The following is a 25,905-nucleotide window of genomic DNA, read 5'->3' as shown; positions in this document are numbered from 1 at the left end:
GCACCCTGTCCACCATGCTTGATGTCGTGTTCTGGTGGTGTGCATCCGTCGCTCTTGCCGGATCAGCCGCCTTAGTTGGCCTCGCTCTGCTTGTAGGGCGCTCACTCAAATCTCAACCCGCAGGGATTCAGCTGACCCGGGGAGAACCCGTCCCAGTGAGATATTTCGGTCGGGCGTAGGACGCTGGCCGGCGCTGCCCCGTGTACGTGCTACCGCGGAGAAACAGGTCGCACGAGCCACGTGACGGACGCGAAAGCGCCCAGCCAAGAACCGAGCGCGGCGAAGGCCACGTACACGGCGTTCTCCGTGTAGCTGATCACGGCGAACGCCGAGAGCAGGTACCAGCATGCCGACCAGTTTGCGGCTGGGATGCGCCGGCGGGCAGCCACAGCGGCGTTGAAGAAAACGTAGGCCGCATCAGTAACGGCAGTGGCGGCGACGACGCCTACCGCGATCAGCGGGTCGATAATCATCATGAAGATCCCTCAGGGTTGGCTGAGGGATCTTGGCCGCCGGTGCAGTTCGGCAACCACGAGACCGTTGCTGCCCCGCCGCCCGACCTGATCACGGACTGGCGGGGCGTGCCGTGGGCTACACGGCCTGAGCCAGTACGCTACGCGGCTCGGTGGGCAGGATGGCTGTAGGAGGTTAGAGGGCCGTCAGCTGAACCGGCCTGCCGCTTTGTCGGAACAGGCCGCTCAGGAGCTGGAAGGGACATCCGGCAGCGGCATCCAATGTGTCGGGATCCCGCCGTCCCACGGAGCCGGCCTATCCCCGGTCCATAGGCGCCACTCTCCCGTATGCTTATGGTTGTACCGGGTCAGAACGCCCACGAACTGGTACGTGCCGTCGAAGAGAAGGACTCTGCTACCCTCCTCGGTCGGTGCCGTTTCCATCGTTTCCCACCCACCTACCATGGTCGATCACCGATGCAGCGCTGTGCCCACTCACAGAGCAAACATCCGCCTGCGAATTCGGTCACCAAGACAGCGCCGCGTTCTTGCGGTCGGCCTTCTCACCGCCGACGCCCCGCCCCAGATCGTCTGAGGACCCGACGTCGCGAACCGCTGTCGTCGCCGAAGCGCTGTTCGTGCTTGTCGACGAGACGCAACGGCCCACGAGTGCGGCGCTCCAGACGCTGCTCGACGAGTTGGCTCATCGCAGAACGGCATGAGGGCAAGGATCCGGCCCGAGGCGTCGCGGACGGTGCAAGGGTTCGGTAACCGACGGCCGTCACCGTCGCCGGTATGTCAAAGCGAACGATCCGAACCCTGAGAGGCGCTCTCTGGATCGCTGCCTTCGCGCTCTGCTGTTTCTCGGCCGCGATGCTGGTGGAGGCCAATCGGCCCGCTGAACCAACGGTCGCGCGTCTGCCATCTGCTGATCCCACGGTGACTGGCGCGATCAACCAAGCGCCGATCCGGTGGTGTGGAGCTGCTGCTTGGTGCCGCTAAACGCCAGTCATACCCAGCCTCAAGGATGCAGAATGCGGGTCACGACCACTCTCATGCTCATGGCAACGCTTGCCCTCATGGGGGCCGCCCATGCACAAGGGTTGGAGCGAGGCGCCCGGGACGGGGTTGCACGCGGAGAGGAAGTCGCCGGTCCGCTCGGGGCACTCGTCGGCGGTGCAATCGGTGCAGCCGTCGGCACGGCCAACGGCATCCTCGGCGTCGACCGGCGTGAGCGCTTCCGCATCTACGCGCTGGCTGAGCACCGCCCATCCATCGCGCTCGCCGTCCCAGTGCGGGTCGGCACCGTTCTGCCAGAGGAGGGTGTGTTCTACTACGATGTGCCTCGGGAATTCGCGCTGCCGGAGTACAGTTACACGATCATCAATGGCCATCCCGTGCTCGTCGAGCCGGGGAACCGACGCATCGTTGAGGTGATCGAGTAGCCACAGACCAGAGCGCAGCCCGAAACCACGGGCTATGTCCAGCGCAATTGTAAATTCACGATTAGCTATTCCAGGCACTCGGGTGGAACGGCGAGCTTGGCAGTATGTTCTGCCAGCATGGAACGCTATCGATCCACCCTTGCGACCACAGCTCTAGCTGCACTGGGACTGGTCGTCGCCGCGCACGTTCTGCACCCGGGCAATTATGAGCGGGTAAGCCGCCAGGCACGGGTCGTCACAGTGACGGCTGAGGCGCCGTCTGTGTCGACGATCTGGACTGATCCGTCCCAAAGGTTGCACGGCACTGAGCCCGCCGCACTGATGGCGGAAAGCAGCAGTCTCCTAGCTCATCGTCTGACGATTGCGCTGCCGCCAGGAGCGAGGACAGTGCCGAGATTGTCGAGCACGCTGTTACCTCCAACTACTCAGGGCAAGGATGCTGATGGTGACCCGATTGGAACCCTGATCCGCGGGCTCGATCTCGATCAGGATAGCTGACCGGTGGCCGATCCGCTTCGGCCTCGATCTCAATCACAGGATTCGCTGAGCAAGTCCCAGGCGCTTTCCGGCGAAATATTTTACGCCAGCGCTGCCACTGCTGCCCTGACCAATCGTGGATCATACGGTCGGATGATCCAGTTTGCAGTGCTTCAGCTGTTCCAGTTGATCCAGCCCATCGCTTTTCTGTCACATGCACACCGAAACTCACCGGCCAGACGCAACCATAGCGTCGTTGAGATGTTGTGGCGCCCAGCCATGTCCAGCCTGAAGTATTCTGGCAGCTTCAGGCATGTTCATAATCGCTTTACTATGTCGCTCAGCCTAGATGTCGACGAGTGTGTCCGTAAAACTACAGCCAATTCGGCCACGGATCGGTAGTCATACATCCAGACTGAAATCTGGACCTGACCCGATGACCAAGCTCCTGGCCTCGCTGGCCGCCTTCACCGCCCTGACCGCTGCCGCTTCGGCCGCCGACCTGCCGCGCCGCGCTGCCCCGCCGCCGGTGTTCACCCCCGTCCCGGTCTTCACCTGGACCGGCGCCTACTTCGGTATCAACGCCGGCTACGCCTTCGACGCCAGCGACCGCAACAGCGGCAACACCTTTATCGTGCCGGGTGGCGCAGGCGGGTACACCGTCAGCGGAGCCCCGGTCGCGGTGACCTTCCGCAACCGCAGCCAGGACGGCTTCTCGGGCGGTGGCCAGATCGGCTACAACTACCAGTTCACCCCGGGCTCGGGCGTCGTGATCGGCTTCGAGGCCGACGCGCAGTACCTCGACTTCGGGCGTGACCGAAACAACGCTTTCGTGAACGGCGGCATCCGTCCCGGCTTCTACGCCACCGACCCGCGCGGTCTGTCGAGCCTCGATTTCTTCGGCACAGTGCGCGGCCGCCTCGGCTACGCGTTCGACCGCACCCTTGTGTACGGCACCGGCGGCTTCGCCTACGGCTCGGGCAGCGCTGACCGCTCGTTCGGCGGCTTCGCCGGCAACGACAGCTTCCGGACCGGTTGGACGGCTGGCGGTGGCGTCGAGTTCGCGCTCCCGACCGAGTCGTTCCTGAACTTCTTCCGCTCGTCCGCCGTGACGCTGAAGGTCGAAGGCCTGTACGTGAACCTGGATCGTGGCACCCGCAATCAGGGCGCGTTCCTCATCGACGCCGCTTCGAACGTCCCGGTCCTCTACAGCGGCGTCGGCCGCCGCGATGACCAGTTCGCCGTCGTGCGCGCCGGCCTGAACTACAAGTTCGGCTCGTACTAAGATCCGGTCGAGCTGCTCCCGGGTGTCTGTCCCGGAAGATGCGGCGGCGGGCGAAAGATAGTTGGTTCTCCTCATCGCTCTCCGCCGCTGAAGAGGAGCCGCCCGGCTGGCCTTCGCATTCCCCAGCCCGATCAAACTGGCCGCGAGGTCGGCGACACCCTGGGAGCCCTGCTCCTGGGGTGTTTCTTGTTCGGAGCTCGGACGGCGGTAGGTCTTTGGGCGGTATGTGCTCGGGCACACCTCGCGGAAACTGAGCCAGGCGTATCAATTGACCTGACCGGTATTTTGGACCGGGCCAGTTGCGAGGTTACTGCATGGTTGCGCCCATGGGTAGCCGGAAGGCCAGATCCGGGAAGCTGACAGGCGCGGGTGGTCGGTAGCCCAGCGACGAATGCGGCCGGACGCGGTTGTACGTGTTCTGCCAGAGGCCGATCACGATCTGTGCCTCCTTGAGTGAGTAGAAGATCTCCTGCCTCAGGCACTCGTCGCGCAGCTTGCCGTTGAAGCTCTCACAGTACCCGTTCTCCCACGGCGAGCCGGGTGCGATGTACTGGATCTGCGAGCCGGCCTTAGTGACCCACTTGCGCAGCGCCTTCGAGATCATCTCAGGACCGTTGTCGCAGCGGATGTTCTCCGGGATGCCGTGCAGGCACATCGCCTCTGCTAGGGCCTCGATCACACCCAGGCTGTTGATGCGCCGCGCCACCTTCAAGGCGAGGCACGCCCGGCTGTGCTCATCGATCAGCGTCAGGATGCGCAGGCTCCGGCCGTCGTGCGTCTGGGCCAGCACGAAGTCGAAGCTCCAGACGTGGTTGCGGTGGAGTGGCCGCAGCCGCACGCACGAGCCGTCGTTCAGCCATAGGCGGCTGCGGGGTTTATGTCGGCTGGGGACCTTCAGCCCCTCGCGACGCCAGATCCGCTGAACCCGGTCCTTGCCCACCCGCCAGCCGTCTGTCTGCAGCAGCGCGGTGACGCGTCGGTAGCCATAGCGCCCATACTCGGAGGCCAAGGCAACGATGGCTCGGGTCAGCCCATCCTCGTCGGCCGGCACGGTGGGCACGGTGCGCTGCGTGCCGCGGTGCTGGCCGACGATCCGGCAGGCGTGACGTTCCGAGAGGCCGTACTTCTCCCGAATGCCGTCGACCGCCTGCCGGCGTCGCTCGGGGGCTACAAGTTTCCCGAGGCGACGTCCGCCAGGACCTGCTTCTCTAACGATAGATCAGCCACAAGCCGACGAAGCCGAGCGTTCTCGCGCTCCAGATCTTTCATCTTCTTAGCCTGATCAACCTTCAGGCCGCCGTACTCCTTACGCCAGCGGTAGTAGCTCTGCTCGGAGACGTCCGCTTCTTTGCAGGCGACTGCGATGCTTTTGCCTTGTGCCGTCTGCACCTCGATCTGGCGCAGCATCAGCACGACCTGTTCCGCGCTCGGCCTCTGTCCTCGCTTCATCCCCAACTCCTCTGGTCCAGGCTGATCCTCTCAATCAGCCCGGTCCAAGACCAGCCGGTCAGGTCACACTGAGCGTCCAACCTACTGGACTGGGCGGAACTGGCCCGCGACAGCGACGCCAAGGTCTGATGTCATTCGAATGGCTGGTGCGATCGGCCAATCCGTGTGAGCGCCTGAACCTCATAGGCCAAGCCAAGCTTGGTCGCCCTCTTGGCTGGATACAGGTTGGCCGAGACCTATTATCAGGTTTGTGCAACCGCCGTAGCAGTCCGGCTCGCCATCCGAAGCGTCGTTCGCCGTGCGTCTCATCAAACCCAGCTTTTCCTGGCCGCTTCGCCTCATCGTAGTCCTGAGCCTGCTCGGCCCCACTCTCCTGTTCGCCTATGCCGCTTGGTCTACTCACGCCGAAATCAGTCAGCGCTCGGATGAGCGGATCGAACGCGCGCTCGACATCCTGCAGGAGCACACGCTGAAGGCCTTCCAGACGGTCGAGCGAACGCTTGCAGAGACAAACGAGGTGCTGCGCGGGTATGACGATCCAGCCATCCGTGGTGAGGAGGCTCAACTCTCACGCCGGCTTCGACGCATCCAGGATGTGCTCCCGCAGATCCAGGCAATCTGGGTGTTCGATGCGTTTGGGCATCCTCTCGTCTCCAGCACCGTCTTTCCGGTCCCGGCCAGCCTGAACAACGCCGACAGGGACTACTTCCGGGCGCAGAGTTCCTCCGACGCCGGCACCTTCATCGGCGAGGTGGTGCAGTCGAAAGTGGGCAACTTCCGCTTCTTCGTCGTCAGCGCCAGACGGCCGGAGCACGATGATGGCACCTTCAACGGTGCTGTCGCGATCAGCCTGCTGCCCGCGCACTTTTGGGATTTCTACGAGCGCCTATCCCACGGCGTCGCGGACTCCTTTGCTCTGATGCGAGCCGACGGAGCGTTCCTGGCCCGCTTTCCCCAAAACCCTGATCGACCCAGCCGACTTGAGCCGAAGAGCGCCTTCCTGAGCATGGTCACGCATCGGCCGGATAGCGGGCTGTTCACCGCGACCTCGCAGATCGATGGCGTAGAGCGGCGCATCGGCTACCGCCGAGTCTCAGGCTATCCGATCTACGCTCAGGCTGGGATCGAGACCGCCACGATGTGGCGCGAGTGGCGGCAGACGTTGCTGGGCCATCTGCTGTTTGGTCTGCCAGCAACCCTCGCTCTGTTCGGGCTCGCACTCTACGCACTGCGCCGGACCGAGCACTTTCGCGTCGAGGTTACGCGCCGCGAGAACGCGGAGGCGGCCCTCAAGCAGTCACAGCGCCTCGAGGCGGTCGGCCAGCTCACCGGTGGCATTGCGCACGACTTCAACAACCTCCTCATGGTGGTGAGCGGCAACTTGGAGCGCCTGAAGCGCTACCCGGTCGCTGACGAGCGGCAGCGCCGCGCGCTCGATGCGATCGAGGCTGCCGCGCAACGTGGGTCCAGCCTGACCCGTCAGCTGCTCTCCTTCTCACGCCGCCAGGCACATCAGGCGGTGCCGGTCGACCTCAACGAGTGCCTGACCCGGCTTGAGGACATGCTGCGCTCCAGCGTGCGGGGTGACGTCGCTGTCGAGGTGCAGGTCACGCCTGGATTGTGGCCGACGAAGGTGGATCTGTCCGAGTTGGAGCTCGCCGTGCTCAACCTCGCGGTCAACGCACGGGATGCGATGCCCGGTGGCGGTCGGCTGACCCTGGCGGCACAGAACGTGAGCCTTGCGGATGCGAAGACCATCGGCCTGAGCGGCGACTACGTCGCGCTGAGCGTCACTGACACGGGAACCGGCATGCCGCCCGACGTGCTGGCGCGCGTGTTCGAGCCGTTCTTCACAACCAAGGAGGTTGGGAAAGGCACCGGCTTGGGCCTCTCACAGGTCTATGGCTTCGCGCAGCAGTCGGGTGGGACTGCCACTGTGGCAAGCCATCCGGGTCAGGGCACGACGGTCACTCTCTACTTGCCCCGCACCGATGAGCCTGTGCTGACACAATCTCCCCAGCGCGCGGACGTGGCTCCAGCCCGCCAGGATGGGCGGCGTGATCACGTCCTGTTGGTGGAGGACAACGCAGAGGTGGCAGATGTCTCCAGAGGACGGCTCGAAGAGCTTGGCTTTTCCGTCACCCACGCTCCTGATCCGGCATCGGCTCTGGTGATCCTGCGCTCATCGACCCGGATCGATCTCATCTTCAGCGACATCGTCATGCCAGGCGGGATGAACGGGCTGGATCTGGCACGTGCCGTTCGACAGGAGTTCGGGGCCGCAATCCCTGTGGTGCTGGCGACGGGCTACAGCGACGTGGCGCAACAAGCTGCAGCCGAGGGCTTCCCGCTCCTGCGCAAACCCTTCGACCTGTCGCAAATGCAGGAAGTGCTTGTCCGTGCACGGCAGAAGACGGTCCTGCGAGTGGTGGCCTGATCCATGCAGCCTTGAAGCAGCGCCCCGCGATGGCTTCGCGCACCAGCAGATCATGTCACTGGCTGCAAACCGGGCCGCGCTGCTTGCGCTCGGCCATGAGCCTGATGCTCGGATCCAAAGTCCCGATGTTCGTGGCTTGAGGAACCGAGCTCGACGACCCTCATGACGAGCCTCGCCGAGGTCCTCGGCGACATGCACCGGCCGACCTCAGGAGCCGGTACTGCGATACCTGAGACGACATCGCGCCCGTGATGAACGGGCCATGGTCGGCGAGACGATCGACGGCAGCCCGCCAATCGTGCGTCTGGCTTGTGTCAGGCCGGTCGCTCAAGTTCCGAGTGTTTCGGCAGCCACCTCGGACAATACTGCGCTAAGCTGCCGCTCATTGACCGGTTTCTGCAAGAACGCGAGCGGATCAGTCGCTCTCGCGGCGGAGCGCGTGGCCGGATCGCCGGATCCCGACAAGAATACGTGTGTCACGCCTTGCGTGCGCGCAACTTCGGCTACATCCACGCCCGTCAGGTCGCCCTTGAGCTTGATGTCAAGGATCGCGAGTTCGACGCCACCCCGTTTCAGATGCTCGATGGCATCTTCTCCGGTCGCGCACATCGCCATGACCTTATGGCCCCAATCCTCCATGAGGTCGGCGACGTAGGTGGCGACGAAATACTCATCCTCGACGATCAGGACGCGCAAGCTGCGGCTCACAGGGCCACTCCGACGCTGACCCGTGTGCCGGGGTGGGTGTCCTCGATGTTCACCGTGCCGTCGATCTGCTGCGCCAGACGTTCGACGAGGTGCAGCCCCATTCCGGCAGGTTGCGATCTGAGGCCGCTCTCAAACCCACGACCATCATCCTCGACCGTCAGGACACAGCGGTCACCCTGGCGCTGCAAGCGCACCCTCATCCTGCCCCCCTGCGCCTCGTCTGAGAAGGCGTGCTGAACCGCGTTGGTGATGATCTCGTTCGCCAGCAAACCAAATGGCACAGCGACGTCCACCGGCAACTCCACAGCCTCGATTTCGGCTACAAGCGTGACCGGTATGGGAGCCAGCGCGGACAGGCGCTCCGCCAACTCGCCCAGAAAAGCTCCGAACTCGACGCGGCGGAAGTCCGGGGAGCGGTAGAATTGCTCTTGGAGGCTACTTAGGGCCTGAATGCGCTGCCGAAGGTCGGCAAGTTGCTGGCGGTCGGCGGCATCCCTGAGCGTCTTCTCGGTCTGGCGGATGAGGCTGATGACGATCTGAAGGTTGTTGTGTAGCCGGTGGTAGAGTTCGGCCAGAACCAGATCTCTATTCTCCGACAGCGCGCGCTGCGTCTGTCCACGCTCGAGTACCAAGCGAGCGGTGAGACCGAGGCGCTTCAACTGATTGCGGCCCTTCACGATGTAGTCGTCGAAGCCGGCCTTCATGGCGCGAACCGCCAGATCCTCGTTCCCCGTCCCGGTCACCATGATCGCGTGGCAGTGCGGGTGAGCGTCGCGGACGCGAGTCAGGATCTGAAAGCCATCTGTCCAGCGAAGGTCGTAGTCGGTCACCAGCAGATCGGGAGCGGCGGAGAGCGCCTGCTCGAGGCTTGCGGGATCTGCCACCTCGACGATGTCGAGATCGGGAATTTCGTGCGCGATGGCCCGCATGTTCAGGACACGGGTATCCGGATCGTCGTCAGCTACGATGACTCGCATGGGCGCTACACGTAAGGAGAACAGACTCACGGTTCAAACCCAGGCGTTCAGGCGTTTGATCCTGCGGCATGCGGCCCAGCGACGTTGATCTACCTTGTGGCAAAGCTTCAAAGCTGAAATGGAGCGCATCACCCATTACAAGCGTGGCGGTTTGTCCTCCTTCGGGGTTACAGCCGTGGTCGTGGCGCTCCTCCTCACGGCGGTGAGCAGCAGCGTGCTCGTCCTCAACCTCTGGCGGCTTGACGCCAGCCGGGTCGAGGTCGCGCGCATCAACACCGTCCTGAAACAGGTCGCCGATCTGCACGAAGCCGTGCGGGCCGCCGAAACCGGGCAGCGCGGCTTCCTGTTGACCGGGGATCAGCGCTATCTCGCCACCTACGAACAGGCCGTGCCTCGCGTCTGGAGCAATCTGGAGGCTGCAGAGCGGACGGTACGCGTTCCGCAACAGGTCCAGCGTCTCGCGAGCTTACGCGCTCTGATCGAGAGCAAGCTCGATGAGTTGGCCAACACCGTGGCGCTCCACGCGCGCAGCCAGAACGCGGCCCTTCAGGTGGTCCGCAGCGATATCGGCCAGCAACTCATGGAGCGGATCGACGCCTCGATCCACGAGATGCGCGACGCGGGGTCCCGGATCCTGGAGGCGCAGTCCGCGGATGAGCGGCGGGATGCGGCATGGTCCACGACGGTGGCGATCCTGAGTGGTGTCCTCGCGCTCGCCGCCGCGGTTCTGGGGGTGTTCTCCCTCGTGGGGAAACGGGCGCAAACCCGGCTGTTCGAGGCCGAGGAGCGCTTCCGGAACTTGGCGACGAACATCCAAGAGGCGTTCTGGGTGTCCGACCCCCGCACCAGCACGCTCCTCTACATCAATCCCGCTTTTGAGCGGATCTGGGGCCTCGCGCGCGCAGCGCTGTACAAGAATGCGCGGCTCTGGCTCGAAGCGATCGTGCCCGAGGATCGCGAGCGGGTTCGCGGCAGCTACGCCGAGCACGCCGCGCGCGGGACCTACGACGAGACCTACCGCATCACGCGGCCTGACGGGGCGCTACGGTGGATACGGGATCGGGGCTGGCCGGTGCACGACGAGAACGACAAGTTCGAGTACGTGGTCGGTATTGCCGAGGACATCACCCAGGTGCGTCAGGCGCAGGATGCATTGGCTGCCCTCAACGCTGACTTGGAGCGCCGGGTTGAGGACCGCACGCAGGCTCTGGCCGAGGTCAACCGCGAGCTGGACGCGTTCGCCTACTCCATCTCGCACGACCTGCGCGCGCCGCTTCGGGCGATGCAGGGCTATGCGGACGCACTGATCGAGGATTTCGGAAGCGGGCTACCCGCCGAAGGGCGGCACTACACACAGCGGATCGCCGCTGCAGCCACGCGGATGGAAGATCTCATCGCCGACATCCTCGCCTACAGCCGCCTTGCCAAGGATGAGGTCAGCGTCAGGCCGGAGTCGCTCGAGGCGGTGCTCGATCAGGTCCTGGCCGACCTTGAACCCGTGCTCACTAGGCGGGAGGCGGCGGTGCGGGTGAAGCGCCCCTTGCCCGAGGTTCAAGCCAACCGTGTGGTCTTACGACAGGCGCTGAACAATCTGATCACGAACGCGGTGAAGTTCGTCGGGCCGGGTGATAGACCAGCGGTCTCGGTCCACGCAGAGCTCCGTTCAGGTCGCGTGCGCCTGTGGATCGATGACAATGGCATCGGGATCGCGTCCGAGCACCAGCAGCGCATCTTCGCCCCGTTTCAACGCCTGCACGGGGTCGAGGCTTACCCCGGAACTGGCATAGGATTGGCGATCGTTCGCCGTGCGGTAACCCGTATGAGCGGTGCATGCGGCGTCGAGTCTGAATTCGGTCAGGGCAGCCGTTTCTGGATCGAACTCCGGTCCGTTGAGCAGAGGGCATGAGAATGGTCGCACCGCTTCAGGACGTGATCGTGATCGTCGAGGACGACCCGGATGACCGGCACCTCTTGGCCCGTGCGTTCAAGAAGCTTGGAACGAGTGTCCCGCTCCGCTTTGCCAGCGACGGTGATGAAGCGGTGACGCTGCTCAGTGAGGTCATGTCGCCTTCCAACATGCGAATCCGGCCGATCGTGATCCTACTCGACCTGAAGTTGCCGCGAAGGTCCGGCTTCGAGGTCCTGTCCTGGGTGAAGGCGCAACCAGAGCTGCGTCGGATCCCCGTGGTGATCCTCACCTCATCACGCGAGCAGACCGACCTAAAGCAGGCCTACGACCTTGGGGCTAACTCGTTCCTGGTTAAGCCGAGTCAGCCGCAGGCTCTGCACACCTTGGTCGAGCAAGTGAACGGGTACTGGCTCGGCCACAACGAGGTCGCGCCGATCGCGCTCTGAGGAGCGCGCCCACAGGCCGAGATCAACACAGCGTGCGCGAGCAGCTGGCGTTGATGGTTAGGCTGATCTCAGCGAACCGGTCCATACACCGGCCTTGTAGTAATACGGCCTTTGGGTCCTGCTCAGTCTCAATGAAGCGATGCCCGAATGGAGGCTGACCTAATTCATCGACGTAGGTGACGGATGGGTTCTCCAGCCTGACGAGCGCAGGACCTATCTGGAAGGCAGCGGCACCTGGTCCGCTCACACAGGGAGGCGGTTCAGATGAACATCACGTCCAGCTCTTTCCCACCTTTTTTTGTGATCTGACATAGCCGAGAGAAGCCATCCGCCTCAATCAGGAGCTTGAACGTCTCCGGAATACCAACTGAGCTAACGATCTGCAGGCCAGCACCTGCATCGGACAGGCTCCTCACCGTGCAATCGATGGCAGACCGCCCGGCGTTGAACGAGATCCGGCCTGCTTTGAGGACGCGGCGGCGAGTGCTCTGCTGAGCAATCGCGACTGGTCTCCATTCCATACACCTATTTCGGCCATCCTCCTTGGCCGTATAGAGTGTCCGTCGTCAGATGATTTGAGACGATTGGAGGCGCTCAGGAACGGAGGCTCTGGTCCACCCTGGGTGAGAGGTTAGGCAGCTTGCGCGTGGTGGCGCAAGCGGCGGTCCATGAGGGTCTGACGCTTGATCCGCGCCCGCTCCTGCAGGATGGCCTCGCCGCGGCCGAAGTAGACGTCGGCAGGGGTGAGGTTGCCCAGGCTCTCGTGAGCCCGAGCGTGGTTGTAGTGCTCGACAAAGGCGGCAACCCGCGCCTCCAGTTCGCCGGGCAGGTAGGCGTGTTCGAGCAGGATGCGGTTCTTGAGCGTCTGGTGCCAGCGCTCGATCTTGCCCTGGGTCTGCGGGTGGCGCGGGGCACCGCGGATGTGGGTCATGCCGCGGCTGTCGAGCCAGTCAGCCAAGTCACCCGCGACGTAGCTCGATCCGTTGTCGGTGAGCAGCCGTGGCCGATGCACCACCTGCACGTGGTCGAGCCCGGCGGCCGCCAGCGCAAGGTCGAGCGTGGCGGTGACGTCGCCGACCTGCATCGTCGTGCACAGCTTCCACGCCACGATGTAGCGCGAGAAGTCGTCGAGCACGGTCGAGAGATAGTACCAGCCCCATCCCACGACCTTCAGGTAGGTGAAGTCCGTCTGCCAGAGCTGGTTGGGCGCGGTGGTCTTGTCGCGGAACGCGTCGGCGGCTTTGACGACGATGTAGGCCGGGCTGGTGATCAGGTCCTGGGCCTTGAGCAGGCGGTAGACGGTTGCCTCCGAGACGAAGTAGCGCCGCTCATCGGTGAAGCGCACCGCCAACTCGCGTGGGCTGAGCTCCGGCTGCTTCAGCGCGAGGGCGACGATCTGCTCGCGAACCTCGGCGGGCAACCGGTTCCAGACCCGGCTGGGTCGGGACGGGCGATCTGCCATTGCCTCGGGGCCGCCACGCTGGAAAGCGTCGTACCAGCGGTAGAAGGTGGCGCGCGGGATGCCGAGCTTGTCCAGGGTGGCGCGCACCGGCAGGTGGGATTGCTCGACCAGCCGGATGATCTCCAGCTTCTCAGAGGCCGGGTACCTCATGCCTCGTCGCCCCCAGCCCCGGTCATGCTTTTTTTGAGCAGGCGGTTTTCCAGGACGAGATCGGCCACGACCTCCTTCAGCGCACCTGCCTCGCGGCGCAACTCCTTGACCTCATCAGCCGTGGCAGCCCGTGCCGTGTCGCCGGCCAGCCGCTTCTTGCCGGCCTCCAGAAACTCCTTGGACCAGCCATAGTACATCGAGCTGGCGATGCCCTCGCGCCGGCACAGCTCGGCGATGCTGTCCTCACCGCGCAGCCCTTCCAGCACGATGCGGATCTTCTCCTCGGCCGAGAACTGCCGGCGCGTGGCGCGGCGGATGTCCTTGATCACGGCTTCTGCCGGCTTCCGCGCCGGCCCGGACGTCTGTTTCATCTTCGCTCCTGGGGGCTACGATGAACCAGCCATCCTCCGTTCGTGAAGACCCTCAATCTGTCTCAGGAGTGCTGACGGCGGACACTGCCGGACAACCGCAATAGGGGCCAAATCTGCCCCTTTTTCAATGGGCCGCAGCGGTGGCTGCCGGCTACCGAGAGTGGATAAGTGGTCCGGTGAAGCGCGTGTCCGCCTCGGCCAATTTGAAAAATCGAAACGGAGTCATGCGATTGGGCATGAGGATCTACATGATACTATTATCCACATTGAAATCAGTCGGCGCCACTGAGGGGCGGCATGTCGGTGTTCGGTCTGATCCCGCTCGGTGCAGCTGAGTTCGCCGACAATCCTGAGCCGCGTTAGCCCTGCTTTGTCCTCTTGGACGTTCCTCAGGTTGGTGCGGTGGCAGGTCGCTGAGGGGCTGGCTCGTTGGCCCGAACGTAGTCCCAAACCTTGGATATGACGACAGACCCTTCGCCTACCGAAGCCGCAACGCGCTTGACGGAACGGGCTCGCACATCGCCGACGGCGAAAACTCCAGGGTGCGACGTGGCGTAGGGCGAACTCGCGCCAATCTGTTCCCCGGTTAGAACGAAGCCGGAGTCGTCTAGGTGTATGGTCCCGGGATGAGGTGTGACGGGTCGATCCTGAAGCGATTGGGCTCTTTCGTCCAGGCGTTCAGGATGAACTCGGTGGGTGTCAGGCCCCGCAGGGTCTTGAGCCGACGAGCGTGATTGTAGGCATCGACGAACAGGTGCAGATGCGTTCGAAGCTGGTCGTGGCTGTCGTAGTGGTAGCGCTTGACCGTCGCATCCTTGATGGTGCGGTTCATCCGCTCGACCTGCCCGTTGGTCCAAGGATGGTTCACCTTGGTCAGCCGATGCTCGATGTTGTGCTCGTCGCAGACGCGGTCGAAGATGTGCTTACTATCGTAGATGTCCTGTCGACGTGATGTGAACTGAACGCCGTTATCTGTGAGCACGGTGTGGATGCGGTAAGGCACCGCCTCAATGAAGTCGCGCAGAAACTGGGCGGCCTCCATCTTGCCGGCGCTCTCCACGAGCCGCACGAAGGCAAATTTGCTGGTTCGATCGATGGCTACGAACAGCCTGAGCTTACCTTCGGCCGTGCTCACCTCGGCGATGTCGATGTGGACGTAGCCAATGGCGTAGGTCGCAAAGCGCTGCTTCTTGGGTTTGTCGCCTTCGATCTCGGGTAGTCGGCTGATGCAGTGCCGTTCCAGGCAGCGATGCAGCGAGGATCGCGTCAGGTGCGGGATCGTCGGCTGCAAGCCATAGAGGCAGTCGTCAAGCGGCAGCAGGGTATGCCGGCGGAAGGCGACAATGATCGCTTCCTCCTCGACGGTGAGCACGGTGGAGCGCGGTTCCTTGGGGCCCATCCGGGCATCCGCTGTGCTCGTCCGTTTGCGCCACTTCTGCACCGTCGTCGGGCTGACGCCGTAGCGCTTGGCCAGCGCTCTTACGCTCTCTTCACGTAGCTGGATCGCGCGACGGACTGCCTCCGTCGTGGTGGCGCTTCCATGAAGAACCTGGCCCATAGCGCATCCCTCGCAGCATGGTGGTCAACCGTACCACCACACCGCGGGATCAAACACCTAGGAAGGCCTTTGATCCTCCTTTCGGTGATTGAAAGGTTGGCCGGACAGAGCTCCAATTCGTCATGGCAAGGTAACTCGGGCGAGTAGCAGGCGTCCTTGTGGAAGAACTTGGCCTTCCGGTACTTACCGGCGCTGCAGGAATGCCCCTGGGTAGCTTCAAGGCTTTCGTTAGAACGATCAGTTCCCCGAGACACTGCCGGAGTTAATCCGTCCCAGCATTGCCGGCCGCAAACATCGGCGCCGTCCATACTGCCTGCGTACGGCAATCCACTTGCATTTTATGTAGAGATCGCCCGCAATGCGCTTGATATTCCATCTACTTGTCCAACAGCACCTCCTGCAGCACAACCGCATCGTTATGGGCCTGGTCGCGGGCCGAGTAGATCAAACTTACTTGGCCTTTTGCGATAAGATCTCTCAACTGGTTCACCAGTTCAGATTTCTGACAAAGCTCCATCTTATATTGAGCTCGAAATTCATCCCAACGGGCCGGGTCATGATTGAACCACTTCCGAAGACTACTACTAGGCGCAATCTCCTTCATCCACATGTCGATTGCGGCGCCGGATCTCGAGACTCCACGTGGCCAGAGCCGGTCGACCAGGATCCTGACACCGTCCCCCGCCGCAGGCTTCTCGTAAGCTCGCTTCAGATTCAAGTTTTCAGGCTGCAGCCGCACTTTCATCTTAGCTCTTCGATCGCTCGCGCGCCTTGTCCTTCTCGCGCGCGCTAAGATGACCGCCTTGGATGCGGCGCAACGAGATCTCCAGTCGCGCCTCGGCAGCGGCGATCTCGCCTAGGACTCGACGCGTGTACAGCATGTGGTCCTCGGCGGCTTTGCCGGCGGCAGCCGGGTCATGGGCCATGATAGCGTCGTAGATGGCACGGTGCTGGTCGCGCAGCACGTTCCTGATCTCGGAGCGCGCGTAGAGCTTCTCTCGGTTGTGAAAGACCCCTTTCCGCAACATTCCCGACAGTGCCCGCATGATGTGTAGCAGAACGACGTTGTGGCTGGCCTCGTAGACGCCGATGTGCAGGTCGAGGTCAGCCTCGGCCTCCTGTTCCGGTTCGGCCTCCGCGTAGGCGCGGTCAATCTGCTCCATGCAGCGAGTTAGCATGGCGCGGTCCACGTCGTTGGCTCTGACCGCCGCCAGTCTAGCCGCCATGCTCTCCAACGTAGCGCGGAGCTCCAGGTAGTCCTCCACCGCTTGACCTTGTGTGGACATCAGCTCGATCAGCGGGTCGGCGATGCTACTGGCGAGCGGCGCCACCCGGCGAGCGCCCCCGGTATCCGAAACGATCAGGCCCTTGTCCTCAAGCATCTTGATCCCTTGGCGCAATGTGGGACGCGACACGTTCAGCGGCAGCGCCAGCTCCCGCTCCGGCAGGAGCTGATCGCCCGGACGCAGCGAGCCTTCGAGGATCAGGCGTTCGATATGGCTGGCTGCTGCCTCCGCGGCGCTGCCTGCCTTGTTACGTTCGCTTCCCACAGTACCGCACACCGGAGCTTCACATGGGGACTGCCCCTGATGGATCGCAGCCTACGCTGGCCGCAAACACGGAGCAACGATTTTCCCGATTGACGGACATGGTCAAACTGATTTACCAGACAGTCAGATTTGGTACTATTACCTTCCCAGTGAGTGTCCAACCTCGCGATCCAGATGCACGAAGGCACCGTCCATATCGTCGATGACGACCCGGCCCTGCGCACCGCGCTCGTCCGGCTCTGTCGGTCGGCAGGTCTTGTGGCCGTTGGCCACAGTGGGATCGCGAGCCTTATCTCGAGGCAGCGTTCCGGTCCCGAGTGCATCCTCCTCGACGTACAGCTTGGCCAGCACAACGGCCTGGAAGTGCAGGAAGCGCTTCGCTCCGCCGGATGTCGGGTTCCCATCATCTTTCTCACTGGCTTCGGAACCATCCCGTTGACCGTCGAAGCGATGCGGGGGGGAGCCGCTGACGTCCTCACAAAGCCGGTCATGGACGAGGTTCTGCTCGACGCGATCGATCGGGCCCTGAGAGCCGATGCCGCCGCGATCTCGGAAGCCCAGACGCGCGACGAACTGGCGAGGCGCCATAAAACCCTGACGCCGCGCGAATGCGACGTCATGGCTTGTGCGATTGGCGGCTTGATGAACAAGCAGATCGCCGCCGAGTTGGACATCTCTGAGGTTACTGCCAAGGTTCATAAGCGGCGCGTCATGGAGAAGATGCAGGCGACATCGCTGATCGACCTGATCCGCATGGCCGATCGGCTCGGGATTGCGCCGAAACGGCAGCGGTGATGCGGTGGCAACTGGGAACGACCACCGGAACGCCTTCCAGCTTTCCCGGCGCCGACGGCGACGACCTCCCGCTCGGCCCATTCCGGACCGCGTCGGTGCCCTCCGCCACCTCGCATTAGGCTATTCCTATATGGTCGTCCGTAATCGCCAGCAGGGTGCGCGAGTCAGCGCGCTTCGCCGTTGCACCCGAAATTCGAGAACGTGCGGGGGCGCCCGAAGCGCCCCGTCGTCGACCATACCGCGGCCGCTAACTGGTCTGGTCATGTTCTCTTCAACAAGAACGCGGTGATGCCCCCGCGTGGTCCTCGGAAAGCACCTCCGGACAGAAGCCGACCTGCAAAGCGTGCGTCACGTGCACGATGCCCGTCCATGCCCGATGCTTGGCCGGACGTCGTGTCCCCTCAGTCGCCGATAAAGGCGAGCAGGTCCGCGTTGAGGACATCGGCGTGCACGGTGAGCATGCCATGTGGGAAGCCGGGGTAGGTCTTGAGCGTGCCGTTCTGTAGGAGCTTGATCGATCTGAGCGCTGCGGCGGCTACCGGTACGATCTGGTCGTCTTCCCCATGCATAACCAGCGTCGGCACGGTCATCGCCTTTAGATCCTCCGTTTGATCTGTTTCGGAAAAGGCCTTGATACCGTCATAGTGGGCCTTGGCGCTTCCCATCATGCCCTGTCGCCACCAATTCTGGATCACGCCAGGATAGATTTTCGCGCCGACGCGATTGAAGCCGTAGAACGGACCTGTCGGCACATCGAGGAAAAATTGCGCTCGGTTGTCTGCGAGCGCTTTGCGGAATCCATCGAATACCTCCAGCGGCAGGCCTCCGGGGTTAGCATCGGTCTTGACCATCAAGGGAGGAACGGCGCTCACCAGCACGGCCTTGGCAACCCGCCCCTGAGGTTCGCCAAACTTTGCGACGTACCGCGCGACCTCGCCCCCGCCAGTTGAGTGGCCGATGTGGACGGCGTTCCTCAAGTCGAGATGATTAGCGACCGCGGCGGCGTCGGCCGCGTAGTGATCCATATCGTGTCCCTCCGAGACTTGTGCGGAGCGCCCATGACCACGGCGGTCGTGTGCGACGACACGGTAGCCGTTCTGGGCAAAGAACAGCATCTGAGTATCCCAATCGTCCGAGGAGAGTGGCCAGCCGTGATGGAACATGATCGGTCGCCCTCCCCTCGGGCCCCAATCCTTGTAGAAAATCTCGACACCATCTGAGGTCTTGATAGTCGGCATTTGGATGATCCTCTTCGAGCAGGAGTTGCTGAGGGATATAAAGAGCGATGTTGGGTGGAGCGGGCTTCGCGGGCTCGTTAGCCTGTTCTTTCAATGCCATCGGGTCCGGATCGCTAGGGATTTTGGAACAGGTGGCTGCCGATCGAACCTCGCCAAGCTCGCGCTTCACTCGTTCAGGACAGGGCAGCCGGTTTGATGGTGTCTGGCTCGATCGTCGGCCCGCGCCGCCGGGCGGCCACCGTCCGAAAGGAATGCTTCGAACGTGAACACTTCCAGGGGCTTCGCGAGCCCGCGCAAAGGGAAAGTGCCCAGACGCGCCAATTCGCCCCCATCGTGAGCCAGAGCGGCGAATGCACCGGAGAACAGCACATGATATCCTAGTACCTTCGTGAGGTTCTCAAGCCGGGCTGCAACGTTCACCGCGGAACCGATCATGGTGAAGTCCAGCCGCGCGTGCGATCCGATGTTCCCGTAGGTCACGATGCCGACGTTGACACCGATCCCATAGCCGAGCTGCGATAGTCCGCGCCCAGCACGGTCGCGGTTCAAGGCCTTCATGCCGCTGCAGGCCTCGCGAGCGGTCCGGAGGGTTGCACGGCAGGCATCGGGCTCGCTCAAGGGGAATGTGGCGAGGAGGCCGTCGCCCATAAATTTCAGGATCTCGCCGCCATTGCGTTCGATTGGGGCGCAGATGGCGTCGAAGAAGTCGTTCAGTGTCCCTATCACCTCATCCCTTGGACGCCGCTCGGCAAGCTCGGTGAAGCCCCTCAGGTCGGCGATCAAGACCGCCGCCTCCATGGTCGTTCCGCTGCCGCGCCGGGTGACGCCGTCGAGGATCATCTCCCCCGCGTGCGGACCCACGTAGGTGTCCAACAGCAAGCGCGTGAGCCGATTCTTGTGGCGAACCTCGACGACGACGGCGAGCGCCGGCAGTAGGTCCTCGAGCAGGTCCCGCTCAGCGTCCGAGAATCCGTCTGGATGATCACTCGCGAAATCCGCCATGTGCCGCTTGCCGAGCGTGAAGCGAAGGGGCCAGGCGACGTAGTCCGTCAGCCCTTGACCATCGAGGCGGTACAGCGGGTCCATAGCGGCGCCGGCTGTTCCGGTCCCCTCGGCGTGGAGGCGCCGATGGACCCGTTCGGCGCCGCTCAGGATCGCGGCGACAGGGCCGTGGGCAGCGGCCTCGGCATCCAGGTAGCCATATGCGAGAGGCTGCGATCTCGGCTCTGAAATGCCCAGCTGCCAGAGGATCCGGATGCCGAGCCATTGGGGATGATGAGTGCTCAGGTGGAGCGTCGCGCGCGCGACCGACACTCCGCCCGCGCGGAGACGCTCGCAGAATGCGACCAGGATGTTATCGAGGTAACGCTCGCAGATCGTGCCGCTAAGGAGCCATCGCAACGTTTGGTCGCGAAGGCCGGCAAGGGACTCACGGGTCCCGATGCGGATAGGCATGGGCGCACAGGCACCAACCATGTTCCCCTACCATCGAGAGAGGTATCCGAGGTCTCGTTCCGTTCGGAGCGAGCCAGTCTCGGCGCCGTCGAAGACCTCCGGCTGCCCGACGCCAGTCAGTCTCTTACCGGTGGCCAAGGTTCTTGCACGTTCGCGTCGCGCTTTGGACCGACTATGCGCGAGCTCCCGTGACACGACGGGAGCCGACAATTCGCGCCGCATCCTTGCATGCGGCTGGATCCATCTCGAGGCACGCGGACGGCAGCCCGCGGTTCGCCACCATAGTGCAGCAACGACCACCTCTGTATGAGACACCGGCCCGAAGCTCTGGACGACACGCACGTGGCGCTCGATCGGCACGGCGTGGGGCGCTCGACTCGCGACCGTGCGCTGAGCTAGCCCCTGCTTTTAGCGCCCGCGATGCGACCTCCGAATAGTGTTGTTCCCAGACAACGTCCCACATCCTGACGTCGACGTCCAGCTACTGACCGAGAAATCTCGAGTGACTCGAGGTTAGCACGGCTTACATGTCGTCGCCGCAGAAAACCACCAGCGCGAGACATTCAACGCGCGGTGCAACGCGACCCACGACGCGTCCAAACAACGTCGGAAACGTACAAGATGTGCCGACGTACAGGGCCCTAGTCCATCCGCGAGCTAAGCCCGGCAGCGCGAGGAGCCCGATCATGAACGTGCGATCCGATTTCAGATGCCAGGACGTCGGCTCAAGCCTGAGCAACGATCAACTCCTGGCCGGCTTGCGCGACGTCGTCGGAGCCGCCCACGTGCTGACCAGCCCGTCGGCGACGCAGCGCTATCGCAAGGGATTCCGCTTCGGAAACGGTCCGGCCATTGCCGTTGTCCGCCCCGGGTCGCTGGTGGAGATGTGGCGTACTCTCAAGCTTTGCGCCAGGGCAAATAAGATCGTCATTCCACAGGCCGCGAATACGGGCATCACCGGAGGCTCCACGCCGGACGGCGATACCTACGACCGTGAGATCGTCATCATTAGCGGAATGCGGCTCGACGTCATACACCCGATCCAAGGCGGTGAGCAGGTGGTATGCTTGCCTGGGTCGACGCTCTTCCACTTGGAAAGACTGCTGAAGCCTCTGGGCCGTGAGCCGCACTCCGTCATCGGCTCGTCGTGCATCGGCGCCTCGGTGTTCGGCGGCATCTGCAACAACTCCGGCGGGGCCCTGATTCACCGGGGACCGGCATTCACGCAGACGACCCTCTACGCGAGGATCGACGAGACAGGTCGGGTCGAACTCGTTAATCACCTCGGCATCTCGATTGCAGGGGACGAGGAGGCGATCCTTGAGGCTGTGCAGGCCGGGCGCTTCGATCCCGCAGCCATCGAGAACGATCCCGCTCGGCATTCGTCGGATCACGACTATCAGAACCACGTCCGTCAGATCGAGGCTGACACGCCGGCGCGCTTCAACGCCGATCCAAAGCGCCTCTTCGAGGCCTCGGGGAGCGCGGGCAAGGTCCTGCTCCTAGCCGTGCGACTGGACACGTTCCCGATCGAGACGGAGACCGCGACCTTCTACATCGGGAGCAACGATCCCAGCGAGCTGACCGCGATCCGGCGGCACATCCTCTCCACGTTCGCGTCCCTGCCGATCGAGGGCGAGTACGTGCACCGCGAGGCTTTCGACGTCGCGGAGAAGTATGGAAAGGACACTTTTCTCGCCATCCAGTATCTCGGCACCGACCGGCTGCCGATGATGTTCGCGATGAAAGGGCGGTTCGATGCCTTCTGCGAACGCTTCAAATTCCTGCCGCACGATCTATCCGACAGGATCATGCAAGCAATTGCAAGCGTGTTCCCGAAGCATCTTCCGCAGAGACTTTATAACTATCGCGACCGCTTCGAGCACCACCTGATCTTGAGAATGGGGCGCGCCGGGATCGACGAGGCGCGCAAGTACCTCTCCGGCATCTTCCCGTCCGCGCAGGGCAACTACTTCGAGTGCACGAAGGATGAGGGCGAGAAGGCGTTCCTCCATCGCTTCGCTGTCGCCGGTGGGTCCAACCGCTACCGTGCGGTGCACCGACCGGATGTCGCCGGGCTTCTCGCCCTCGATATCGCCCTGCCCCGCAACGAGATGGATTGGTTCGAGAAGCTACCGAAGTCAATATTAGATAAGCTTGACGTTAAGGTTTATTACGGACATTTCTTCTGTCAGGTTTTTCACCAGGAATACATCGTAAAAAAGGGGTACATTATCGACGAAATCGAACGCGAAATGTGGAAAATACTGGACTCAAGGCGAGCAGAGTATCCAGCCGAGCACAACGTTGGACATTTATATTACGCTAAGCCGGCTCTTGTTGACCACTACCGAAAGCTCGATCCCCGCAACACTTTCAATCCAGGCATTGGCCACACCTCGAAATGCGCGTGCTGGCGCTGAGAGCGCCGCATCCGCTTTCCCGTGCGGCGGCACCCCTGGGCGGCCCAGCTCCGGTCAGGATCGCCTTCCAGCTTCAATCGTCGGGCGGTCGGCCGCCCAGCTCATTCAAGGAGTGACTGCCGTGTCGATCAGCACTGTCGCGGATCTCATCATCGAAACCCTGAACGAGGCGGGGGTACAGCGGATCTTCGGCGTCGTCGGCGACAGCCTAAATGGGTTGACCGACTCTCTTCAGAAGCGCGGTACGATCGAGTGGATTCACGTCCGCCACGAGGAAGTCGCAGCCTTCGCTGCCGCAGGCGAGTCGCAGATCACCGGGCAGCTCGCAGTCTGCGCGGGTTCCTGCGGGCCCGGCAACCTGCATCTCATCAACGGACTCTACGACGCGCAGCGCACCCGCACGCCGGTGCTCGCCATCGCGGCCCACATTCCTTCGGCCGAGATCGGGGGCGGCTACTTCCAGGAGACACATCCCCAGAACCTGTTCAGGGAATGCAGCGTCTATAGCGAACTCGTCTCAGATCCGGCTCAACTCCCCTACGTGCTGCAGAATGCCATCCGGGCTGCCGTCGGCGAGCGAGGCGTGGCCGTCGTATCCATTCCCGGCGATGTCGCCCTCAAGCCGGCGCCGACGAAGGTGGTCACCCCGAGGGCTGGACTTCTCCCGCCACCTGTCGTCGTCACACCGCGCGAGCGGGAGCTCGATGCTCTCGCCGACTTCCTGAACGGGGCCGGACGCGTGACGCTGTTCTGCGGGCGCGGCTGCGCCGGGGCACACGCGCTCCTTTTGCAACTCGCCGAGACCCTCAAGAGTCCCATCGTGCACGCGCTCGGCGGCAAGGAGTATGTCGAGTACGACAATCCCTACGATGTCGGGATGACAGGCTTCATCGGCTTCGCCTCGGGCTACGAGGCAATGCATGCCTGCGACGCTCTCCTGATGTTGGGGACGGACTTCCCCTATAAGCAGTTCCTGCCGACGGCGTGCCGGATCGCGCAGGTCGATATCCGACCCGCGAACCTCGGTCGTCGGGCGAAGCTGGACCTCGGCGTCGTCGGCGACGTCGGGGCGACGATCTCGGCCCTCCTCCCGAAGCTGAGGACCAAGACGGACCGGCTGCATCTCGATGACAGCCTGACTGCCTATCGGGAGGCGCGCCGCGGGCTCGATCACCTCGCCCAGGGTACTCCGGGTCGCAAGCCAATCCACCCCCAGTACCTAGCAAAGGTCGTGAGCGACACAGCCGCCGACGACGCGGCCTTCACATTCGATGTCGGGACGCCGACGATTTGGGCTGCCCGCTACCTCGCCATGAACGGGCGACGGCGCCTCGTCGGCTCGTTGGTGCATGGGTCCATGGCCAACGCCATGCCGCAGGCCATCGGCATCCAGGCCGCGCAGCCAGGACGACAGGTGATTTCGCTGTCGGGCGACGGCGGCTTCAGCATGCTGATGGGCGACCTCATCACGCTAACGCAGGCGAACCTGCCGGTGAAGGTCGTGGTGTTCAATAATGGGACGCTAGGCTTCGTCGCTTTGGAGATGAAGGCGTCGGGCTTCGTCGAGACCGGCACCGATCTGAAGAACCCTGATTTCGCGGCGATGGCCAGAGCCATGGGCATCCACGCAGTCCGCGTGGAGGATCCGGGCGACCTTCCTGGCGCAGTCGCTGAGATCCTGGCCCACGATGGTCCAGCCCTCCTCGATGTGGTCACCGCGAAGCAGGAGCTGTCGATGCCGCCCACGATCGGCCTCGAGCAGGTCAAGGGCTTCAGCCTCTGGCTGCTGCGGGCCGTGATGAGCGGGCGCGGCGACGAGGTGATCGATCTCGCCAAGACCAACCTGCTTCGCCGCTGAGGGTCGCCAGCGTCTTACGACAGCTTCTCACGGGAATAATCCTCCATGGATGTGACGCCGCTCCTCCTATCGAGAATACAATTCGCCTTTACGATCACACTCCACATCATCTTCCCGGCCTTCACGGTCGGGTTGGCGGCGTGGCTGACCTTCCTCGAGGGCTGCGGACTGGTGACGGGTCGCGCCATCTACCGGCGGCTGTCGGACTTCTGGTTGAAGATCTTCGCTGTCGCCTTCGGCCTCGGCGTCGTGTCCGGCATCGTCATGGCCTTCCAGTTCGGGACGAACTGGAGCGAACTTTCGCGTCGCACCGGGCCCATCCAGGGTCCGCTCCTCGGTTATGAAAGCTTCACCGCCTTCGCCCTGGAGGCCGGCTTTTTCGGCGTCCTGATGTTCGGCCGCGACCGGGTACCGCGGTGGGTCTACTTCCTTGCGTGCCTGATGGTGGCGCTCGGAACGAGCATGTCCTCGTTCTGGATCATGGTGAACAACTCATGGATGCAGGAGCCGGTCGGGTTCACGACACGCCCGGACGGCGTCTTTGTTCCGGTTGACTGGCACGCCATCATCTTCAGCCACGCCGTGCTCGTACGCTTTCCGCACATGATGCTTGCGGCCTACGTTACCGGAGCGTTTTGCGTTGCAGCGACGGGTGCCTGGTACATGCTGCGCGGAAACGCCGTTCAGGAAGGACGGGCCATGCTGACCATGGCACTGCGCCTCGCGGCCATCCTCGTCCCCGTCCAAATCGGCTTCGGCCATCTCGCCGGCGACTTCGTCCACGACAAGCAGCCGACCAAGTTCGCCGCGATCGAAGGACGCTGGAACGACGAGCAGCCCGCCTCCGAGGTGCTGATTGCTTGGCCGGACGAGAAGGCCGAGACGAACCGCTTCCAGATCGCTATTCCGTACCTCGGCAGCGTCATCGGCTCGATGAGCCTCTCCTCGAAAGAGGTGGGCCTGAAGAGCTTCCCGGTCGCCGACCGGCCACCCGTGGCGATCCCCTTTTTCACCTTCCGCATCATGGTAGGTTGCGGCCTCCTGATGCTGGCGATCGCTTGGATCGGCAGCTGGCTGAGCCTCAGTGACCGGATCCTGCGTGCCCGCCTGCTCCTTTGGGCCACGTTCCTCTCGTTTCCGCTCGGTTTTGTCGCGACCATAACTGGCTGGTTCACCGCCGAGGTCGGCCGTCAGCCGTGGACGGTCTACGGTATGCTCCGGACCGCCGAGGCCACCACGCCTTTTCTGACGACGCCGCAGGTCGCGACGAGCTTGGTGATCTTCGCCTCCGTCTACAGCCTCATCTTCACGTTCGGTGCCCTGTACATCTACCGGCTTCTCCGGGCCGGGCCGATCCCTGCTCCTGACCTCGACCTGCAAACCACTAATCCGAAGCGTCCGCTGTCCGTCCCGGGCGACAGCCCAGGTCTGCGTGCAACCGTTCCGGCAGGAGAATAACC

General features: G+C 63.2%; 20 protein-coding genes and 1 pseudogene. 9 read left to right on the top strand and 12 right to left on the bottom strand.

Going from position 1 to position 25,905, the window contains the following annotated elements; genetic code table 11:
* Nucleotides 1–209 precede the first annotated feature (209 nt).
* Nucleotides 210–476, bottom strand: coding sequence for a hypothetical protein (locus ABIE45_RS06370; RefSeq protein ID WP_192711671.1), 267 nt, complete (start codon nt 474–476; stop codon nt 210–212).
* Between the two features lie 1,010 nt (nt 477–1,486).
* Between ABIE45_RS06370 and ABIE45_RS06365 the strand changes: the two genes are divergently transcribed.
* Together ABIE45_RS06365 and ABIE45_RS06360 are read left to right on the top strand one after the other, a co-directional pair.
* Entirely contained in the window at nt 1,487–1,897 is a 411-nt protein-coding gene (locus ABIE45_RS06365; protein ID WP_192711672.1) for a DUF1236 domain-containing protein, read from the top strand.
* Between the two features lie 913 nt (nt 1,898–2,810).
* Nucleotides 2,811–3,659 (top strand): porin family protein, encoded by an 849-nt coding sequence (locus tag ABIE45_RS06360; RefSeq protein WP_192711673.1) that lies wholly within the window; start codon nt 2,811–2,813, stop codon nt 3,657–3,659.
* Nucleotides 3,660–3,966: 307 nt separating this feature from the next.
* Here ABIE45_RS06360 and ABIE45_RS06355 read toward each other — a convergent pair.
* Nucleotides 3,967–5,108, bottom strand: a protein-coding gene (locus tag ABIE45_RS06355; RefSeq protein ID WP_373622203.1) for an IS3 family transposase whose coding sequence is annotated in 2 segments (ribosomal slippage) — nt 3,967–4,841 and nt 4,841–5,108 — 1,143 coding nt in all. Because the reading frame shifts where the segments join, the coding sequence is not laid out codon by codon here.
* Between the two features lie 298 nt (nt 5,109–5,406).
* Here ABIE45_RS06355 and ABIE45_RS06350 point away from each other — a divergent pair.
* Entirely contained in the window at nt 5,407–7,545 is a 2,139-nt protein-coding gene (locus tag ABIE45_RS06350) for an ATP-binding protein (protein WP_192711733.1), read from the top strand.
* 327 nt (nt 7,546–7,872) lie between these two features.
* Here ABIE45_RS06350 and ABIE45_RS06345 read toward each other — a convergent pair whose 3' ends face one another.
* Nucleotides 7,873–8,241 (bottom strand): response regulator, encoded by a 369-nt coding sequence (locus ABIE45_RS06345; RefSeq protein WP_192711732.1) that lies wholly within the window; start codon nt 8,239–8,241, stop codon nt 7,873–7,875.
* Between the two features lie 8 nt (nt 8,242–8,249).
* Nucleotides 8,250–9,230, bottom strand: a complete 981-nt coding sequence (locus ABIE45_RS06340) for a histidine kinase dimerization/phosphoacceptor domain -containing protein (RefSeq protein ID WP_192711731.1) — start codon at nt 9,228–9,230, stop codon at nt 8,250–8,252.
* Nucleotides 9,231–9,348: 118 nt separating this feature from the next.
* Here ABIE45_RS06340 and ABIE45_RS06335 point away from each other — a divergent pair, with 118 nt between their 5' ends.
* Together ABIE45_RS06335 and ABIE45_RS06330 are read left to right on the top strand one after the other, a co-directional pair.
* Nucleotides 9,349–11,136: a CHASE3 domain-containing protein gene (locus ABIE45_RS06335; RefSeq protein ID WP_192711730.1), complete on the top strand. Its 1,788-nt coding sequence runs from the start codon at nt 9,349–9,351 to the stop codon at nt 11,134–11,136.
* A gap of 2 nt (nt 11,137–11,138) precedes the next feature.
* Nucleotides 11,139–11,585, top strand: coding sequence for a response regulator (locus tag ABIE45_RS06330; RefSeq protein ID WP_192711729.1), 447 nt, complete (start codon nt 11,139–11,141; stop codon nt 11,583–11,585).
* Nucleotides 11,586–11,845: 260 nt separating this feature from the next.
* Here ABIE45_RS06330 and ABIE45_RS06325 read toward each other — a convergent pair whose 3' ends face one another.
* The 6 genes and pseudogenes from ABIE45_RS06325 to ABIE45_RS06300 form a co-directional block, all read right to left on the bottom strand.
* Nucleotides 11,846–12,106, bottom strand: a complete 261-nt coding sequence (locus ABIE45_RS06325) for a PilZ domain-containing protein (RefSeq protein WP_192711728.1) — start codon at nt 12,104–12,106, stop codon at nt 11,846–11,848.
* 110 nt (nt 12,107–12,216) lie between these two features.
* Nucleotides 12,217–13,568 (bottom strand): IS3 family transposase gene (locus tag ABIE45_RS06320; protein WP_373622202.1). Its coding sequence is split into 2 segments (ribosomal slippage): nt 12,217–13,230 and nt 13,233–13,568, totalling 1,350 coding nucleotides; the frame shifts between segments, so codons are not numbered across the junction.
* Between the two features lie 389 nt (nt 13,569–13,957).
* Nucleotides 13,958–14,179, bottom strand: a pseudogene (locus ABIE45_RS06315) (hypothetical protein); the annotation flags it as partial.
* Nucleotides 14,176–15,126, bottom strand: a complete 951-nt coding sequence (locus ABIE45_RS06310; protein ID WP_373622127.1) for an IS481 family transposase — start codon at nt 15,124–15,126, stop codon at nt 14,176–14,178. The pseudogene ABIE45_RS06315 and the gene ABIE45_RS06310, both read right to left, overlap by 4 nt.
* 376 nt (nt 15,127–15,502) lie before the next feature.
* The gene (locus ABIE45_RS06305) at nt 15,503–15,871 is read right to left on the bottom strand and encodes a DUF488 family protein (protein ID WP_192711593.1); all 369 of its coding nucleotides are present in this window, start codon (nt 15,869–15,871) and stop codon (nt 15,503–15,505) included.
* Nucleotide 15,872: 1 nt separating this feature from the next.
* Nucleotides 15,873–16,676 carry an FCD domain-containing protein gene (locus ABIE45_RS06300; RefSeq protein ID WP_192711592.1) on the bottom strand — a complete coding sequence of 268 codons (804 nt, stop codon included), beginning with the start codon at nt 16,674–16,676 and terminating at the stop codon, nt 15,873–15,875.
* Nucleotides 16,677–16,850: 174 nt separating this feature from the next.
* Between ABIE45_RS06300 and ABIE45_RS06295 the strand changes: the two genes are divergently transcribed.
* The gene (locus ABIE45_RS06295; RefSeq protein ID WP_192711591.1) at nt 16,851–17,471 is read left to right on the top strand and encodes a LuxR C-terminal-related transcriptional regulator; all 621 of its coding nucleotides are present in this window, start codon (nt 16,851–16,853) and stop codon (nt 17,469–17,471) included.
* Nucleotides 17,472–17,872: 401 nt separating this feature from the next.
* On the opposite strand, the gene ABIE45_RS06290 is transcribed toward ABIE45_RS06295, so the two are convergent.
* Together ABIE45_RS06290 and ABIE45_RS06285 are read right to left on the bottom strand one after the other, a co-directional pair.
* Nucleotides 17,873–18,709: an alpha/beta fold hydrolase gene (locus tag ABIE45_RS06290; RefSeq protein ID WP_192711590.1), complete on the bottom strand. Its 837-nt coding sequence runs from the start codon at nt 18,707–18,709 to the stop codon at nt 17,873–17,875.
* A gap of 165 nt (nt 18,710–18,874) precedes the next feature.
* Nucleotides 18,875–20,164: an adenylate/guanylate cyclase domain-containing protein gene (locus ABIE45_RS06285; RefSeq protein WP_192711589.1), complete on the bottom strand. Its 1,290-nt coding sequence runs from the start codon at nt 20,162–20,164 to the stop codon at nt 18,875–18,877.
* A gap of 686 nt (nt 20,165–20,850) precedes the next feature.
* On the opposite strand from ABIE45_RS06285, the gene dld reads away from it, so the two are divergent.
* From dld to ABIE45_RS06270, 3 genes are all read left to right on the top strand, one after another.
* Nucleotides 20,851–22,587, top strand: coding sequence for a D-lactate dehydrogenase (gene dld, locus ABIE45_RS06280; protein WP_192711588.1), 1,737 nt, complete (start codon nt 20,851–20,853; stop codon nt 22,585–22,587).
* Between the two features lie 121 nt (nt 22,588–22,708).
* Nucleotides 22,709–24,445 (top strand): ubiquinone-dependent pyruvate dehydrogenase, encoded by a 1,737-nt coding sequence (gene poxB, locus ABIE45_RS06275; RefSeq protein WP_192711595.1) that lies wholly within the window; start codon nt 22,709–22,711, stop codon nt 24,443–24,445.
* Nucleotides 24,446–24,490: 45 nt separating this feature from the next.
* On the top strand, nt 24,491–25,903 hold the full coding sequence (locus tag ABIE45_RS06270) for a cytochrome ubiquinol oxidase subunit I (protein WP_192711587.1): 1,413 nt from the start codon (nt 24,491–24,493) through the stop codon (nt 25,901–25,903).
* The last annotated feature ends 2 nt before the right edge of the window (nt 25,904–25,905 follow it).

This window comes from Methylobacterium sp. OAE515 (assembly GCF_041806315.1).
Lineage (GTDB): Bacteria > Pseudomonadota > Alphaproteobacteria > Rhizobiales > Beijerinckiaceae > Methylobacterium > Methylobacterium tardum.
Note: the sequence above shows the minus strand (reverse complement) of the source record. Positions and strands in the feature narration are given on the sequence as shown.

Coding starts and splice junctions, on each gene's coding strand:
- ABIE45_RS06370 (WP_192711671.1), bottom strand. CDS start 476: ATGATGATTATCGACCCGCTGATCGCGGTAGGCGTCGTCGCCGCCACT.
- ABIE45_RS06365 (WP_192711672.1), top strand. CDS start 1,487: ATGCGGGTCACGACCACTCTCATGCTCATGGCAACGCTTGCCCTCATG.
- ABIE45_RS06360 (WP_192711673.1), top strand. CDS start 2,811: ATGACCAAGCTCCTGGCCTCGCTGGCCGCCTTCACCGCCCTGACCGCT.
- ABIE45_RS06340 (WP_192711731.1), bottom strand. CDS start 9,230: ATGCGAGTCATCGTAGCTGACGACGATCCGGATACCCGTGTCCTGAAC.
- ABIE45_RS06335 (WP_192711730.1), top strand. CDS start 9,349: ATGGAGCGCATCACCCATTACAAGCGTGGCGGTTTGTCCTCCTTCGGG.
- ABIE45_RS06330 (WP_192711729.1), top strand. CDS start 11,139: ATGGTCGCACCGCTTCAGGACGTGATCGTGATCGTCGAGGACGACCCG.
- ABIE45_RS06325 (WP_192711728.1), bottom strand. CDS start 12,106: ATGGAATGGAGACCAGTCGCGATTGCTCAGCAGAGCACTCGCCGCCGC.
- ABIE45_RS06310 (WP_373622127.1), bottom strand. CDS start 15,126: ATGGGCCAGGTTCTTCATGGAAGCGCCACCACGACGGAGGCAGTCCGT.
- ABIE45_RS06305 (WP_192711593.1), bottom strand. CDS start 15,871: ATGAAAGTGCGGCTGCAGCCTGAAAACTTGAATCTGAAGCGAGCTTAC.
- ABIE45_RS06295 (WP_192711591.1), top strand. CDS start 16,851: ATGCACGAAGGCACCGTCCATATCGTCGATGACGACCCGGCCCTGCGC.
- ABIE45_RS06290 (WP_192711590.1), bottom strand. CDS start 18,709: ATGCCGACTATCAAGACCTCAGATGGTGTCGAGATTTTCTACAAGGAT.
- ABIE45_RS06285 (WP_192711589.1), bottom strand. CDS start 20,164: ATGCCTATCCGCATCGGGACCCGTGAGTCCCTTGCCGGCCTTCGCGAC.
- dld (WP_192711588.1), top strand. CDS start 20,851: ATGAACGTGCGATCCGATTTCAGATGCCAGGACGTCGGCTCAAGCCTG.
- ABIE45_RS06270 (WP_192711587.1), top strand. CDS start 24,491: ATGGATGTGACGCCGCTCCTCCTATCGAGAATACAATTCGCCTTTACG.